Source organism: Streptomyces sp. NPDC004134 (assembly GCF_042874195.1).
Lineage (GTDB): Bacteria > Actinomycetota > Actinomycetes > Streptomycetales > Streptomycetaceae > Streptomyces.
Genome location: NZ_JBIAMS010000004.1, coordinates 285,980 through 299,861, shown reverse-complemented (window position 1 = coordinate 299,861; position 13,882 = coordinate 285,980). Strand labels below are relative to the sequence as shown.

The following is a 13,882-nucleotide window of genomic DNA, read 5'->3' as shown; positions in this document are numbered from 1 at the left end:
ACGACTGGCCTCCTTCTTGAACGATAGTTCTAGTTGTTGTTTTGTTCAAATTGTTTGGCGTACGGCGCCGAGGTCGTGGGGTGGCGGTGGGTTCAGACGGTCCGGCCGGCCTCGGCGAGGAGTCCGTCGACGATGATCCGCAGCACCTGCGGATACAGGTCGAGGGCCGAGCGCTCCGGCCACAGGTCGCCGATGGCGGCCAACTGCGGCTGGCGGGACGGGTCGAGACGGCGCAGGCCGAACGCGAGGTCGGCGGCGCCCGGGGTCGACCTGGTCCTCGAACCGGGCACCGTCACCGCGGTCGTCGGCCCGTCGGGCAGCGGGAAGTCGACCCTGGTCCGGCTGCTGCCGCGGTTCTTCGACCCCGACCGGGGCGCGGTCCTCCTCGGCGGCGTCGACCTGCGCGACATGGCGGGCCCCGACCTCTGCCGCGCGGTCTCGTTCGTCCTCCGGGGCTCGTCATCGTGGCCCACCGCATGCGCACGGTCCGCCGTGCGGACCGCATCGTCTTCCTCGACGGGGGCCGCATCACCGAAGAGGGCACCCACGACACCCTCCTGTCCCGCAACGGCCCCTACGCCGCCTTCCAACGGGCCACCCACACCCCGGCCACCACGGCGGTCTCCTGACGATTGGCGGAGGCGCCTCTCGACAGCCGGGGAGCCCCGTTCGTTCACTCTCCGTATGGGAAACGGGAAACAGCCACCTTCGCCTTGTCCGACCCGAGTCCACTGCCGCACGCTGACTGGTGCCGGCGATCGAAGGCCGCGACAGCGGCCCGGTCACGGGAGGCCGGATGCCTGAGCGCACGCACGGGTTCGGCCCCGAACTCCGCAGGCGGCGCCTGGCGGCGGGGCTCACGCTCGATCGTCTCGCCGCGCAGGTGCACTACAGCAAGAGCCATCTGAGCAAGGTCGAGACCGGGCAGAAGAGCCCCACTCCGGAGCTCGCCCGGTGGTGCGACACAGCGCTCGGCGCGGGCGGCGCGCTCGCCGCCCTCGTACCCGAGCGCGCCGTGTCCGCCCGGCGCTCTCCTGCAAGCCACGACGGTGAGGTGTGGACGTTGCGCATGCACAAGGACGGGTCGAGCCGGTTCGAGCCGACGGCGGGGCAGCAGCCCGCCGCGGCCGGCAGCGGCGGCGACACCGCTCCGGTCTTCGCGCTCGACGCCGGTGGCGACGCACGTCCCGGCGCCGGTACCGACCGCGCCGGCCCCGGCGCCGCGCTCGGCGCCGGTGGTCTGCGCGCGGCCGCCGACGCCGGGGGGACGACGCTGATCGAGGCGTCCCGCGCGGTGTTCGCGCAGTTCCGCCGCCTCGGCCAGACGGCCGACCCCGCGCTGCTGCTGCCCGCGCTGATCGCCCAGACGCACACCACCGAGCAACTCGCCCTGCGCTCCGGCCCGCGCACCCGGCGCGAACTGCTGGTGCTGGCGGCCCGGTTCGCCGAGTACACCGGCTGGATGGCCCAGGAGGCCGGCAACGACGAGGCCGCCCTGTGGTGGACCGACCGGGCCGTGGAGCTGGCGGCGGCCGGCGACGACCGCCACCTGGCGGCGTACGGCCTGGTCCGGCGCGCCCTCGTCAGCCTCCTCCGCGGCGACGTGGCGCAGGCCGTCGGCCTCGCCGGGCACGCCCGCGACGGCGACGGCCCACCGCGTATCCGCGGCCTCGCCGCCCAGCACGAAGCCCAGGGCCACGCGCTCGACGGCAACTACAGCGCGTCCATGCACAGCCTCGACCGGGCCCGCGAACTCCTCGCCCTCGACCGGCCGGACCCCGGGGAGCCTGTCATCGGCGCCTCCCACGTCCCGGACGTGGTGTCGCTCTACACCGGCTGGTGCCTGTACCACCTCGGCCGCCCCCAGCGCGCCGCCGACTACCTCGCCCGGGAGACGGACCGCATGCCACTCCACGCGTTACGCAGCCGCACCCGCTCCGGCGTCCGCCTCGCCCTCGCGCACGCCGCGTCCGGCCAGGTCGAGCACGCCTGCGGCCTCCTGCGCCCGCTCCTCGGTCACGCCACCGTCGTCCACTCCGCCACCATCGGCGCCGACCTCCGCCGCACGGCCCGCATCCTGGGCCGCCACCCGCGCAACGCCGCGGTACGGGACCTGAGCCCCGACCTCACCGCGGCCCTCACCGCCACCGCGCCACGCACCACCAACCGCTGACCGACCGCCCCGCTCCACCACCACCCGTACGAGAGGACGCTCCGCCATGCCCGAAATCTTCATCAACTACCGCACCAGCGACGGCAAGGACGCCGCCTACGCGCTCTACCACGAGCTGACCCGCCGCTTCGGCGACCGCATGGTCTTCCTCGCCGCCCAGTCCATCCCCGCGGGCGAGAACTACAACGACGCGCTGACCAAGGGCGTACGCCGCAGCAGCATCCTGCTCGCGCTGATCGGCCACGGCTGGACCGACACCGTCCACCCCGCCCGGCCGGGCACCAGGGCGCTCGACCACGAGGACGACTGGGTGCGCCGCGAGATCGAGGAGGCGTTCGCGCACGGCGTCGCCGTGCTGCCCGTCCTCATCGGCCGCCACACCGAACAGCTCGACCCGCGCCGGCTGCCCGAGAGCATCGTGGCGCTGGCGGACTGCCAGTACATGCGCTTCACGTTACGCACCGCCGGCCACGACCTCGCGCTCATCGGCGACCAGCTCGCCAAGCAGGTCCCCGAACTCGCCGCCGCCGACCGCGGCCCGGACCCGGCCGTGACGGCGGCGGCGCCGCCCGCCGAACAGGGTCCCGGGGCCGACGACACGGCCCCGGGGATGCACAACACCGGCCAGAGCGGCGGCATCGGCAACGTCAGCGGCCGCATCGGCACCGTCGTCGGCGAGGCGAACGCCCCGTTCCACAGCGGCTCCGGCGACCTGGTCAGCGGCGACCGCGTCGACGGCGACCAGATCAACGGCCCCCAGGTCACCGGCGACGGCAACATCGTCGGCGGCGGCGACCACGGCGGTATCGACCAGAACTTCGGCCCCGCGCGCCGCCGCCGGGAGAACGACCGATGACGGACTTCGGCACGTTCGTCGGCGAGGCCCGGGCCCCGTTCCACACCGGGGCCGGGGATCAATACATCTTCTTTGCGGAGATGGCCGAGGCGTCCCAGCGCCTTGGCACCCACGGCAAGGACCGACGCGCCATCGCCGAGCGGCAACTCGGCTTCCTGTATGAGCGCTTCGTACCGCCTCGGCGGCTCGGCGAGGCTCGCCACCTGCTGCACGGCAACCGCACCGTCGTCCTGTCCGGAGAGCCAGGCGTCGGCCGCCGATCCGCGGCGCAGATGCTGCTGTACGAACGTGCCGCCGCCGGTAGCGGCATCCACGAGGTCGATCCGGAGGACGACGAGGACGGCCGGGTGACGCTCGATCGGCGGACCGTCGCCGACGGCGACCGCCTGCTGCTCGACCTGTCGGCGTGTGAGACGAACCGTTTCCTGGGGGTGCAGAGCGAGCTCTCCGCCTTTCGGGCGGTCGTCGAGCAGCGCGGCGCCCGACTCGTAGTCGTGGTGTCCCCGCGCCTCGAAGGCTCTTTGAATGCGGAGTTGCAGCGGCTCACGGTACCCCTCGGCCGGCCACGCTCCGCCGACGTGCTGATGCGCCACCTGCGCCGGGAGGGCATCACACCGCCCCCGGCCGCACTCGCCGCACCCGCCCTGGCTCACTTCCTGACAGCCGTGCCGATGCGCGATGTCGCGCGGCTGGCGGATCTCATTCGACGGTCACGGAATGATTCGCCCGCCGGGTCCTTCAGCACCTGGTGGCCTGACCGGCTGGCGCAGCTTGTCGAGGACGACCCGCAGGGGCCCGAGTTCGTCCGAGGACTGGCAAACGGCCGGCAGCGGGCACTGGCACTGACCGTCGCAATGCTCCACGGCTGCGCGCCGGACACCATTTACCACGCCGCGACGGCCCTCCTGGCCGTGGTCGACCACCCCGAGGACGAACGCCCGCGGCTCGACCGGGCCGACTTCAACACCGAACTGAGCAACCTCGAATGCGTCGTCGGGCAGGGCCGGGTGCGATTCACGGAGCCGGGCCACGTCCGTGCCGTGCTCGGCCACTTCTGGTCCTACTTCCCCGACCTGCGGCCCCATTTCCGCACCTGGGTCGCGTACTGCGGGCAGAAGTTGCGGCTGAACCGCCAGGAACGGGACCAGCTCATCGACCACTTCGCCGAGCAGTCGCTGCGCACCGGCCGCCCCGAGGAACTGGTTGCGCTCGCCCGCGAGTGGACCCCCCAGGGGACGCGCGGATTCATGCCCGACGCCGTGCAGGCCCTGGCGGCCGCGCTGCGCGACGACGTCCACGGCCGCGCCGTACGGCAGGAGATCCTCGCCCAACTGAAGAAGGAGACGCTTTCCCGGACGTACCGGCTGGCGCTGACCGTGGTCTGCTCCGACGTCATCGCCGTGAGCCATCCGGACGAGGCCCTTGTCAGGCTGCACTACCTGGCCCGCGCGGACGATGACGGCGACCGCCGCCCCGCGCTCGACGCCCTGCTCACCCTCGTCACGAGCGAACCGCGCCTGTGCGGCCGGCTGCTCTACCGCCTCACCGCATACGGCATCGGACCCAGGGGGTTCCGTGCCCCCGAGGACCGCATCTTCCTCGCCCTCGCCGACGCGGCGGCCCGCGATCCGGACCTGTGCACCGGGACCACCGCCCGCAGACGGCTGGCCGAGTGCTGGGCCGCCGTGTTCGCGCACCGGCCGCACGCGGAGTGGGCGCCGCACGTCCCCGCCTGGCTCACCGCCGCCCAGGCAGCGCGCACTCCCGCCCACCGCGACGCGCTGCTCGCGACGCTGGCCGCCGCCGCGGCCCCGTACCCCGCTGCGGCCGGCCGCACCTACGTCCTCTCGCAGGGGTGGGCCCTCGCCGCCGGCTCCGACCGCGCGCAGCGCCGTGACGTGGCGGAGCGCTACCGGCGCCGCCTCGACGCCGCCCAGGGCATCGGCCGGCGGGCCGCGGAGCCCGAACCCCCCGACACCGACGCCCCTCCGGAGGCCCCCCGATGAGTTCCGGCCATCGCATCCTGACGGTCTTCCTCACCGTCATCTGCCTGCTCGTGCTCACCATCGCGGGCCTCGCCGCCGACTGGCCCTCGTGGCTCTGGCCCGCCCTCGGTGCCGTAGCGCTGACGGGCACCGTCGCCGCCGCTCGCGCGGGCGCGTACCGCGGCGGGCGGATCCCGCCGGAGAACACCCTGGAGCCCGACCTGCCGATCCCGCCCCCGCCGCGCCAGGAGCACCGCGTCACGAACGTGTCGCTGCCCAGCGCCGTGCCCGACTACGACTTCCTGTTCTCCGCCACCGTGCGCTGGATCCCCGAGGACTGCGAGAGCCCGCACTTCGACCCCTGCGGCCTCGCCGTGCACGCCGTCCTGCTGCGCGCCCGGGAGTTCGCCGCCCGGCAGTCGCCGCGGTCGGCGGCCATGGCCCAGCACCAGCTCAACGGCGTGCTGAGCGTCATGGAGCCGGATGCCTCGGGCCGTGTGCTGGCCATGGCGAAGGACGTGGGCCTGGCGCTGTCGGACTCCGACCGGGAGCGGCTGAGCAAGCTGTCGAACGTACGGAAGGACGAGGACGTCTGGGAGCACGAGCGCAACTACGAGCGGAACAAGCGCATGTACCTCTCCGACGACGTCCTCAAGGACCCCGGCAGCGCCGTCGTCTGGTGGCTCGCGCGCAACGACGAGCAGGTGGAGGGCACGGTCGAGCGCATCGGGCTGCTCGCCCAGCTCTCCGCCGCGGCGAACAACAGCGAGGTCGCCCCGCCCTTCCGCGACCTGCTGTACGCACCGGAACCCGATCCCGAGCCGGAATACGAGCCCGCGCCCGAGCCGGAGGAGGAGGCGGCGGTCGTGCCGCCGGAGGAGCAGTTCGCCGACCTGACGGCCGACTGGCTCAGGCTCGGGCGCAGGGACCCGGAGACCATCCTGCTGATCTCGCGGGTGGCCGAGGCCATGGAGGCGTCGGAGAGGAAGGAGGAGGCCGACGCGCTGCGGCGGTTCTTCGGGTTTCCCGAGGACCCGCCCCTCTGCACGGATGAGCAACCTCCCCGCGGGGAAGGGCCGTTCGCGGACGGGGGCTGAATAGACTCGTGCCCATGGCGGACAGGGGTGGGGAGAGCGCCGGTGCGGTGCGGTTGACCGTGGTCGGTGGGGCGGACGTCGATGACGAGGAACTGGACTCGCTCACCGGGCAGTTGCGGCGGTCGCTGCTGGAGCTGGAGGTCGGCGACGTACGGGCCGGGCCGGCCGGCGGCCGGGCGCCCGAGGGGGCCAAGTCCGGGGAGGGCCTGGCCCTCGGGGTGCTCGCCGTGACGGTGGCGCCGGTCGTGCTGCGGTCCGTCGTGCGGCTGGTGGAGGCGTGGTTGCAGAACCGGCCCGTCCGGTCCGTACGGCTGGAGCTGGACGGCCGCAGCATCGAGCTCGGCGACGCCACCGACGCCGAGAAGCAGCGCCTCATCGAGGCGTTCCTCGACGCGCGGGACTAGCCGTGGCAGAACCCGGCTCCGGCAGCCGTGACGCGCTGCTCATCGCCACCGACACGTACGACGACGGCGCCTTCCGCCCGCTCCGTTCGCCCGGCCAGGACTGCGCCGGCCTCGCCCGGGCGCTGGCCGACCCGGCGATCGGGGGCTTCCGGGCCGAGCAGGTGAAGGACGCGCCCGCGCACCGGGTGATGCGCGCCGTCGAGCGCTTCTTCCGCGACCGCAGCCGCGACGACCTCCTGCTTCTCCATCTCTCCTGCCACGGCATCAAGGACGACGAAGGACACCTCCACTTCGCCGCCCGCGACACCGACCGCGACCTGCCCGCCTCGACCGCCATGCCCGCCGCGTTCCTGCGCGGCCAGTTGGAGCGCTGCCGGGCGCGCACGGTCGTCGTGCTGCTCGACTGCTGCTACAGCGGCGCGTTCCTGACCGGCGCCAAGGGCGACGACCAGGTGCATCTGCGGGAGGAACTCGCCGGTTCCGGACGGGTGGTGCTCACCGCCACCAGCCGCACCGAGTACGCCTGGGAGGGCGAGCGCCTGGAGGCCGCCGCCCCGCAGCCGTCCCGGTTCACCGGCGCGCTCATCGAGGGGCTGGCCACCGGCGCGGCGGACCTCGACGGCGACGGCCGGATCACGGTGACGGAGCTGTACGACTACGTCTACGAGTCGCTGCACCGCGCCGGCGTACGGCAGCGGCCCCGGATGTGGGCCGACGTGGAGTACCAGGTCGTCCTCGCCCGGGTGCCGCCACCGGAGCACGCGGACCACGAGCCCGTGGGCGGCGCGTCAGCGGCGGCCGGCGCGGACAGGGTCGACGAGTCCGTACCGGCGGCGGAGAACACGGACTTCAGCGACATCATGGACGCCTTCTTCGGCGCGGCGGGCACGCCGCCGGGGCCGGGCCGCTCCCGCCGGGGCACCGACGCCACGCTCCCGCTCGACCTGGACCTGGAGGACATGGCCCGGGGCACGGTCGAGGAGTTCGTGATCGACACGGCGGTCCTCTGTCCGGCCTGCTCGGGCGGGCTCGCGGCGGCGGGGACCACGCTGGAGAAGTGCCGGGACTGCGACGGTACGGGCCAGGTGATGAAGGTCAAGCGCTCCTTCCTCGGCCAGGTCCGGACATCGGCCGCATGCGGACCGTGCAAGGGACTCGGCACCTTCCTGCCGCACCCGTGCCCCACGTGCGACGGCGACGGCCGGGTACGCACCCGCCGTACGCTCCGCGTCCGGATCCCGGCGGGCATCGGCGACGGCAGCCGCATCAGGCTCGCCGACGAGGGCGAGGTCGGCCCCGGCGGCGGCCCTCCGGCGGACCTCTACGTCGACGTCACCCAGCGGCCGCACCCCCGCTTCACCCGCGAAGGCGACGACCTCCACGTCCACGTCCTGCTGCCCCCGGAGCAGGTGGCCGGGGGCACCACCGCCTTCGTACCGACCCTGATCGACGGCGAGAAGCTCGTCCGCATCCCCGCCGGCATGCGCGACGACCAGGCCCTCCGGCTGCGTAATCTCGGCATGACCCGCCTCGAAGGCCAAGGCCGCGGCGACCTCTTCGTGCACGTGGACCTCGACGGCTGACGCCCGGTCCCCGTCCGGTCAGCGGCGGGCGTGCCGTACGGTCAGCCGGCCGAAGCCCATGACGCCCGTGATCCGGATCGTCGGCCCGCCGGAGGCGGGCCGGCGCGGGGCCTTGTAGACGGAGTCCTTCATGCCGGTCTGCACGCCGTCGAGGTCGACCACGGCGTCGTGCGGAACGGTGATCGAGGCCCTGCCGGTGCCGACGTTGAGCACGATGTCGACCACCGGGTGCTCGATGACCGCCCGCGACAGGTCCAGCCGCACCCGCCCCAGCGCCGAGTCCACCTTCAGCGTCCGCGGCACCCGCCACACGCCGCTCCGCTTCACCCGCCCGGTCGCGGCCCCGATCGCGGCCGACGTGCCCGGGTCGGCCGCAGGCAACGACGCCAGCGCCTCGGCCAGTTCGCCGCGGGTGGCGGCGGTGAGCACGCGGTCGAGGCGCGCGTCCATGTCCTCGTGGGTCAGCCGCCCTTCGGCGTACGCGTCCCGCAACCGCCGGGCGCCGTCGTCCCGTTCGCCGTCGCCGACCAGCGTGGATGCGTCGTCCGGAGGGGAAGTCACGCGCTCACTGTAGCGCCGCCCGCGTACGCCGCCGCCGGGCCAGGCGCGCCCGCGCCCCGATACGCGTCGTGCGATCCCCGCCCGGGGCCTGAAAGGCCGGGGGATTTGCGCCGGTTGCTTCTACAACCCCCCGGGGGCGTCACCGGTCTTACCGGGTATCCGGGGCATGAGCCGTATGCTTCTGAAATCCCTCTGTGTCCAGAAAAGGGAGTACAGCTATGCGTTCCACCCGAGTCAGGAAGTTCGCTCTGGCGGCCGCGGCCACCGTGCTGGTCCTCACCCCCGCCGGCGCCGCCTACGCGGGCAGCGGGCCCGCGCCGGCGCCCTCGGGCAAGAGCGACCGGGCCGCGGCCACCGCGCCGACCGCCAAGGGCAACCCCGAGAGCAAGCGGGCGCAGGCCGCGGGCGTCTGCGAAGACGCCTACCAGGTCGGGGCGACCGGCTACATCAAGCGGAGCGGCGCGACCCTCGCCTCGGTGAAGCAGTTCTATTCGCCTTCGTGCAAGGAGAACTACGGCTACCTGTGGGTGTGGGACAGCTTCCACACCGGGGCGAAGCCGTACGACGTGACCCTCGGCGTGTTCAGCTACGACCGGGACGCCGTGGTCGGCAAGCTCACCCGCAACGACACCAAGCAGCAGGAGTTCTGGACGCAGGGCACGGCCACCGCGAACGAGTGCACGGCCGCGGTCGGCACGCTGCGCGTGGAGGGGGCGGCGCTGCCCAACCAGGGCGCGTCCGAGAAGCGCTGCTGACAGCGCTGCGCCGACGAGGCTGCTGACGGAACTGCGCCGAGGGCCGGCAGACCGTACACCGGCAGACCGTACACCGGCCGGCCGCACGCCGGTCGATCGGACCCCCGGCCGGCCACACGCCGGCGGGCCCGCGTCCGCGCCGCGGGCCCGTCCGCGTACCGGCCGGGAGTCCTACCGCTCGCTGTCCAGATGCGCCATCGCCGCCGCGCCGTACCGCTCGCCGGCCACCGCCGCACGCGGCACGGCGCGCCCGACCGCCGCCAACTCCTCGTCCGTCAGCGTCAGTCCGGCCGCCGCCACCGCGTCCGTGACCCGCCGCGGCCGCCGCGCCCCGACCAGCGCGACGACGTCGCCCTCCGGCCGCGTCCCCGCCCGCCCCTGCGCCAGCACCCAGGCGATCGCGAGCTGCGCGACGGTGATGCCGCGCGGCTCCGCGATCTTCCGCAGGTTCTCCACCAGCGCCAGGTTCGCGGCCACGTTGGCGTCCTGGAAGCGCGGCAGATGGGAGCGGGCGCCGGTCGCGTCGGCCACCGGCCGGTAGCTGCCGGAGAGCAGGCCGCGGGACAGCACCCCGTACGCCGTGACGCCGATGCCCAGCTCCCGGCACGTCTCCAGGACGCCGTCCTCGGCGCCGCGGCTGAAGAGCGAGTACTCGATCTGCACGTCCGCGATCGGGTGGACGGCGTGCGCCCGCCGGATCGTCTCCGGGCCCACCTCGGAGAGACCGATGCCGCGCACGTACCCGCCGCGCACCGCCTCGGCGATGGCGCCGACCGTCTCCTCGACCGGCACCGCGGGGTCGAGCCGGGCCGGGCGGTAGATGTCGACGTGGTCGGTGCCGAGCCGCTGCAGCGAGTACGCGAGGAAGGTCTTCACCGCCGCCGGCCGCCCGTCGCTGATCCCGAACGTGCCGTCCAGGCCGGTCAACTGGCCGAACTTCACGCTCAGGACCACCTTCTCCCGGTCCCCGGCGCGCAGCGCCTGCCGGATCAGCCACTCGTTGTGGCCCATGCCGTAGAAGTCCGCGGTGTCGAGCAGCGTCACCCCGGCGTCGATCGCGGCGTGGATCGTCGCCACCGACTCCTTCTCGTCCGCGGGCCCGTACGCACCGGACATCGCACTGCAGCCGAGCCCGATCGGGGCCACCCGCGGGCCGTCCGCCCCCAGCCGTCGCATCTCCATGCACGCAACTCTAGGCAGCGAAAGGCCCGTCGGGTCCGGATCAGGCCCGGCCGGCCGCCGTCCCGAAGGCGTCGACGCCCGTCAGCTCCGCCGACAGCGCCCACAGCCGGGCGGCCTGGTCCGGGTCGGTGGCGTAGTCCCGTACGCCCGGGCGCAGTTCCTGCTCGCCGCCCGGGCCCGCGGGCTCGGCGACGTCGCAGTCCTCGCAGTACACGCCGCCCAGCCCGGCCAGGCGCGGCGAGGTCGCCGCCCAGACCTGGGTGGCCGCGCCCTGCTCGACGGTCTTGAAGGCGCCGCTCAGATTGCCTTCCTCGTCCATCCAGCCCTGCGCGATCTGCTCCTCGCGGGGGACGTGGCGGCCGAGTTCGGTGAAGATCATCCCGGGGTGCAGGCTGAACGCCCGTACGCCCGCGTCCCGGCCGAGGGCGTCGAGGTGGACGGCGAAGAGCGCGTTCGCGGTCTTCGACTGGCCGTACGCCAGCCACTTGTCGTACGGCTCCGCGCGGAACTGCGGATCGTCCCAGCGGATGCCGGAGAGGTGGTGGCCGCGGGAGGAGAGGGCGACGACGCGGGCGCCGCCGTCGTGGACGAGGGCGGGGCGGAGGTGGTTGGCGAGGGCGAAGTGGCCGAGGTGGTTGACGGCGAACTGCCCCTCCCAGCCCGCCGGTCCCACGCGGGTCTCGGGGCTGGCCATGACGCCGGCGTTGTCGACCAGCAGGTCGAGGGAGCGGCCGGAGGCGAGGAAGCGGTCGGCGAAGCCGCGGACGCTGTCCAGGTCGGCGAGGTCCATCTCGTCGACCTCGGCGCCGCCGGGGCCCTCGGCCGCCAGGCCGGCCAGCGCCTGCTCGGCGGCGTCGCGCCGCCTGGCCGGTACGACGACGCGGGCGCCGGCCCGTACGAACGCGCGGGTCGTCTCCAGCCCCAGACCGACGTAGCCGCCGGTGACGACGGCGAGCTTGCCGCTCAGGTCGACGCCGTGCAGGACGTCGGCGGTGGTGCTCCGGGCGCCGAAGCCGGAGCCGGTGCGCTGCTGCGGAGTGGTCGTGTGGGTCATGCCGCGGACGCTATGACTTCGAGGGCGCTCTATCGCAAACCCGACACGGGCGGGTCGCCGGAAGGCCACGGGCGCCCGCTCCACTCCTTCTCCAGAGGCCCGACCTGCGAGCCGGCCGGTGCGGGCCGCAGACCTTTCGGACGTGTCCCCCATGACGGCGTACGGGTGCCGCTCACGCCGTGACCGGCACGGTGTCCCCGGCGAGCAGGGCCGTGCCGAGGGGCGTGAGGGAGTGGTGCACCCGGTTGCGGAAGCGCGTGCTGGTGATCAGCCCGGCGCGGCGCAGCACCGCCGCGTGCTCGCTCGCCGAGGAGGCCGACACCCCCGCCCGGCGGGCCAGCTCCGAGGTGGTGCACAGGCCGCCGAGGCTCTGCAGCACGGCGGCCCGGGTGTGCCCGAGGAGCTGCGCGAGGCCCTCGGCCCCGGCGGCCCGCTCCGCGCCGCCCGTACCCCGGACCCCTGGCGGCCGGGCCGGGTAGACGAGGATCGGCGGCAGCGCCCCGTCCGCCAGCGCGACGGGCAGCCGGCGGCAGAAGTACGACGGCACCAGCACGAGCCCGCGCCCGTCGAGATGCAGGTCGCGGTCGACCGGGTAGTCCACCGTCAGCACCGGCGGGCGCCAGCGCAGCAGCGAGCCGAAGGTGCGCAGCATCGCGTCCGTGCCCGCGACGCTCTGCGTCTGGGCCCGCCACAGCCGGTCATGCTCCGTACGCCTGCCGATCCACGGCCACGCGGGCCGCAGCACCGACGCGTGGTACGCGCGCAGCGCCCGTCCGAGCCGCCGCAGGCTGTCCGGCTCCCCCTCCGCCAGCGGCCGCATCCACGCGGGCGGCGTGGCCCGTTCCACCAGCCGGGCCAGCTCGGCGCGCAGCCGCTGCCGGGGCGTCGACAGCACGGCGTCGATGCCGGACTCCAGGCCGCCGAGCGAGGCGGCCGGGGTGAGGAAGTCGGGAAAGTAGCCGCGGGGCGGCATCACCGGCCGCAGCATGCGCAAGGCGGCTCTGCCGTGGCGGCACTCCCGCGTACGCCAGGCGCGCAGCGCCGGGTCAGGGCGCTGCTCGGTGAGCTGGTGCACGCTCAGGACGGTCTCCCACAGCGGGTCGGGTCCTTCGGCGATCCGGGTGCGCGCCAGGTCGGCGCCGGTGAAATGTACGCGCAGCAACTGCCCTCCCCCGTGTCGTGTCCCGTCTCCGGGCACGTACCCCCGTCCCCCGGACCCTGCTGCTCCGGGCCTGGCCGGCGGTGCGTGGCGGACCCGGTCCCCTGTTCCGGGCCCGCCGGCACCGACGGTGTGGAGCGGCCGGGGAACGACCGTTCTCCGCCCAGAGGGTAATCTCGAGAACGGTCGTTCTCAAGCGGCCGGACGCGGCCGCGACGTGATCGGAACACAGCCGGTACGTTGTGGGCGGCGCAGCGGGACGCGACGGCGGGCACGGGCGGAACGGAGCAGCGGACATGGACGACGGGGGCAACGAGGTCGACCGGGAGCGCGTGCTGGAAGCCGCCGACCGGCTCTTCTACGCCCACGGCATCCGCGCCGTCGGCATGGACCGGATCCGCGACACCGCCGGCGTCTCCCTCAAGCGGCTCTACCGCTGCTTCGCCTCCAAGGACGAGCTGGTCGAGGCGTACCTGCGGCGGCGCGACCGCTGGGTGCGCGCGGAGCTGGCGGACTTCGTCGCCAAGGAAGCCACGGGACTGCCGCGGGAGCGGGTGCTGGCGGTCTTCGACTGGCTGGAGTGGTGGTTCGGCCGGCCGGACTTCCGCGGCTGCCCGTTCACCAACGCCTTCAACGAGATCGGCGCGGACAGCGCCCGCGCCGCCGCCGCGGTCCGCGACCACCAGCTCGCCGTCAGCGCGTACCTCCGCGGCCTGATCGCCGCCACCGGGATATCCGACCCGGACGCGGTCACGAACCGCTTCCTGATCCTCTACGCCGGCTCCCTCACCTTCGCCGCCATCTCCCGCAGCACCGAGCCCGCGCGGTACGCGCGCGAGACGGCGGCGGCGATCCTCCCGCCGGTGCGAACGGCGCGGCACAGCACGGAACACGGGGCATGAGGGCGGGGCCGAAGGGCTGAGATCGAGCCGCCGGCGGGGCCGTTGACGCGGAGATCACGCCGTGTCACACTTCCGGCAAGTCTCCCCTGTCCGAAATCGGTTTTGCGGAGGGCGAGATTCCCCCCTCTTCGGGGTGACGGCCATCGCCGCACCCTGCCGGCGCTCTTCGCC

General features: G+C 74.1%; 13 protein-coding genes and 1 pseudogene. 10 read left to right on the top strand and 4 right to left on the bottom strand.

Annotation, left to right across the window (positions count from 1 at the left end):
- Positions 1-261 precede the first annotated feature (261 nt).
- The 8 genes and pseudogenes from ACFYVJ_RS08515 to ACFYVJ_RS08480 form a co-directional block, all read left to right on the top strand.
- Positions 262-453: pseudogene (locus ACFYVJ_RS08515) on the top strand (ATP-binding cassette domain-containing protein); the annotation flags it as partial.
- Positions 454-476: 23 nt separating this feature from the next.
- Entirely contained in the window at positions 477-629 is a 153-nt protein-coding gene (locus tag ACFYVJ_RS08510; RefSeq protein WP_388887920.1) for a hypothetical protein, read from the top strand.
- A gap of 167 nt (positions 630-796) precedes the next feature.
- Entirely contained in the window at positions 797-2,173 is a 1,377-nt protein-coding gene (locus tag ACFYVJ_RS08505; protein WP_388887810.1) for a helix-turn-helix domain-containing protein, read from the top strand.
- A gap of 46 nt (positions 2,174-2,219) precedes the next feature.
- Positions 2,220-3,029: a toll/interleukin-1 receptor domain-containing protein gene (locus ACFYVJ_RS08500; protein WP_388887809.1), complete on the top strand. Its 810-nt coding sequence runs from the start codon at positions 2,220-2,222 to the stop codon at positions 3,027-3,029.
- The gene (locus ACFYVJ_RS08495) at positions 3,026-5,035 is read left to right on the top strand and encodes an ABC transporter substrate-binding protein (RefSeq protein WP_388887808.1); all 2,010 of its coding nucleotides are present in this window, start codon (positions 3,026-3,028) and stop codon (positions 5,033-5,035) included. The genes ACFYVJ_RS08500 and ACFYVJ_RS08495 overlap by 4 nt, the downstream gene beginning before the upstream one ends.
- Positions 5,032-6,111: a hypothetical protein gene (locus tag ACFYVJ_RS08490; RefSeq protein WP_388887807.1), complete on the top strand. Its 1,080-nt coding sequence runs from the start codon at positions 5,032-5,034 to the stop codon at positions 6,109-6,111. The genes ACFYVJ_RS08495 and ACFYVJ_RS08490 overlap by 4 nt, the downstream gene beginning before the upstream one ends.
- Before the next feature lie 14 nt (positions 6,112-6,125).
- Positions 6,126-6,515: a hypothetical protein gene (locus ACFYVJ_RS08485; protein ID WP_388887806.1), complete on the top strand. Its 390-nt coding sequence runs from the start codon at positions 6,126-6,128 to the stop codon at positions 6,513-6,515.
- A 2-nt stretch (positions 6,516-6,517) separates the two neighbouring features.
- Positions 6,518-8,098, top strand: coding sequence for a DnaJ C-terminal domain-containing protein (locus tag ACFYVJ_RS08480; protein ID WP_388887804.1), 1,581 nt, complete (start codon positions 6,518-6,520; stop codon positions 8,096-8,098).
- An 18-nt stretch (positions 8,099-8,116) separates the two neighbouring features.
- Here ACFYVJ_RS08480 and ACFYVJ_RS08475 read toward each other — a convergent pair whose 3' ends face one another.
- On the bottom strand, positions 8,117-8,659 hold the full coding sequence (locus ACFYVJ_RS08475; protein WP_388887802.1) for a DUF1707 domain-containing protein: 543 nt from the start codon (positions 8,657-8,659) through the stop codon (positions 8,117-8,119).
- 266 nt (positions 8,660-8,925) lie between these two features.
- Between ACFYVJ_RS08475 and ACFYVJ_RS08470 the strand changes: the two genes are divergently transcribed.
- On the top strand, positions 8,926-9,414 hold the full coding sequence (locus ACFYVJ_RS08470; protein ID WP_388887911.1) for a hypothetical protein: 489 nt from the start codon (positions 8,926-8,928) through the stop codon (positions 9,412-9,414).
- Between the two features lie 171 nt (positions 9,415-9,585).
- Here ACFYVJ_RS08470 and ACFYVJ_RS08465 read toward each other — a convergent pair whose 3' ends face one another.
- The 3 genes from ACFYVJ_RS08465 to ACFYVJ_RS08455 form a co-directional block, all read right to left on the bottom strand.
- Positions 9,586-10,596 carry an aldo/keto reductase gene (locus ACFYVJ_RS08465; RefSeq protein ID WP_388887800.1) on the bottom strand — a complete coding sequence of 337 codons (1,011 nt, stop codon included), beginning with the start codon at positions 10,594-10,596 and terminating at the stop codon, positions 9,586-9,588.
- A 40-nt stretch (positions 10,597-10,636) separates the two neighbouring features.
- Positions 10,637-11,650, bottom strand: coding sequence for an SDR family NAD(P)-dependent oxidoreductase (locus tag ACFYVJ_RS08460; protein ID WP_388887798.1), 1,014 nt, complete (start codon positions 11,648-11,650; stop codon positions 10,637-10,639).
- Between the two features lie 172 nt (positions 11,651-11,822).
- Positions 11,823-12,812: a helix-turn-helix domain-containing protein gene (locus ACFYVJ_RS08455; RefSeq protein ID WP_388887796.1), complete on the bottom strand. Its 990-nt coding sequence runs from the start codon at positions 12,810-12,812 to the stop codon at positions 11,823-11,825.
- A gap of 293 nt (positions 12,813-13,105) precedes the next feature.
- Here ACFYVJ_RS08455 and ACFYVJ_RS08450 point away from each other — a divergent pair, with 293 nt between their 5' ends.
- Positions 13,106-13,711 (top strand): TetR/AcrR family transcriptional regulator, encoded by a 606-nt coding sequence (locus tag ACFYVJ_RS08450; RefSeq protein ID WP_388887794.1) that lies wholly within the window; start codon positions 13,106-13,108, stop codon positions 13,709-13,711.
- The last annotated feature ends 171 nt before the right edge of the window (positions 13,712-13,882 follow it).

What these genes read in the sequence shown, in the direction of transcription:
- ACFYVJ_RS08485 (WP_388887806.1), top strand. Translation starts at nt 6,126, where the DNA reads ATGGCGGACAGGGGTGGGGAGAGCGCCGGTGCGGTGCGGTTGACCGTG.
- ACFYVJ_RS08510 (WP_388887920.1), top strand. Translation starts at nt 477, where the DNA reads ATGCGCACGGTCCGCCGTGCGGACCGCATCGTCTTCCTCGACGGGGGC.
- ACFYVJ_RS08495 (WP_388887808.1), top strand. Translation starts at nt 3,026, where the DNA reads ATGACGGACTTCGGCACGTTCGTCGGCGAGGCCCGGGCCCCGTTCCAC.
- ACFYVJ_RS08500 (WP_388887809.1), top strand. Translation starts at nt 2,220, where the DNA reads ATGCCCGAAATCTTCATCAACTACCGCACCAGCGACGGCAAGGACGCC.
- ACFYVJ_RS08505 (WP_388887810.1), top strand. Translation starts at nt 797, where the DNA reads ATGCCTGAGCGCACGCACGGGTTCGGCCCCGAACTCCGCAGGCGGCGC.
- ACFYVJ_RS08450 (WP_388887794.1), top strand. Translation starts at nt 13,106, where the DNA reads ATGGACGACGGGGGCAACGAGGTCGACCGGGAGCGCGTGCTGGAAGCC.
- ACFYVJ_RS08465 (WP_388887800.1), bottom strand. Translation starts at nt 10,596, where the DNA reads ATGGAGATGCGACGGCTGGGGGCGGACGGCCCGCGGGTGGCCCCGATC.
- ACFYVJ_RS08490 (WP_388887807.1), top strand. Translation starts at nt 5,032, where the DNA reads ATGAGTTCCGGCCATCGCATCCTGACGGTCTTCCTCACCGTCATCTGC.
- ACFYVJ_RS08460 (WP_388887798.1), bottom strand. Translation starts at nt 11,650, where the DNA reads ATGACCCACACGACCACTCCGCAGCAGCGCACCGGCTCCGGCTTCGGC.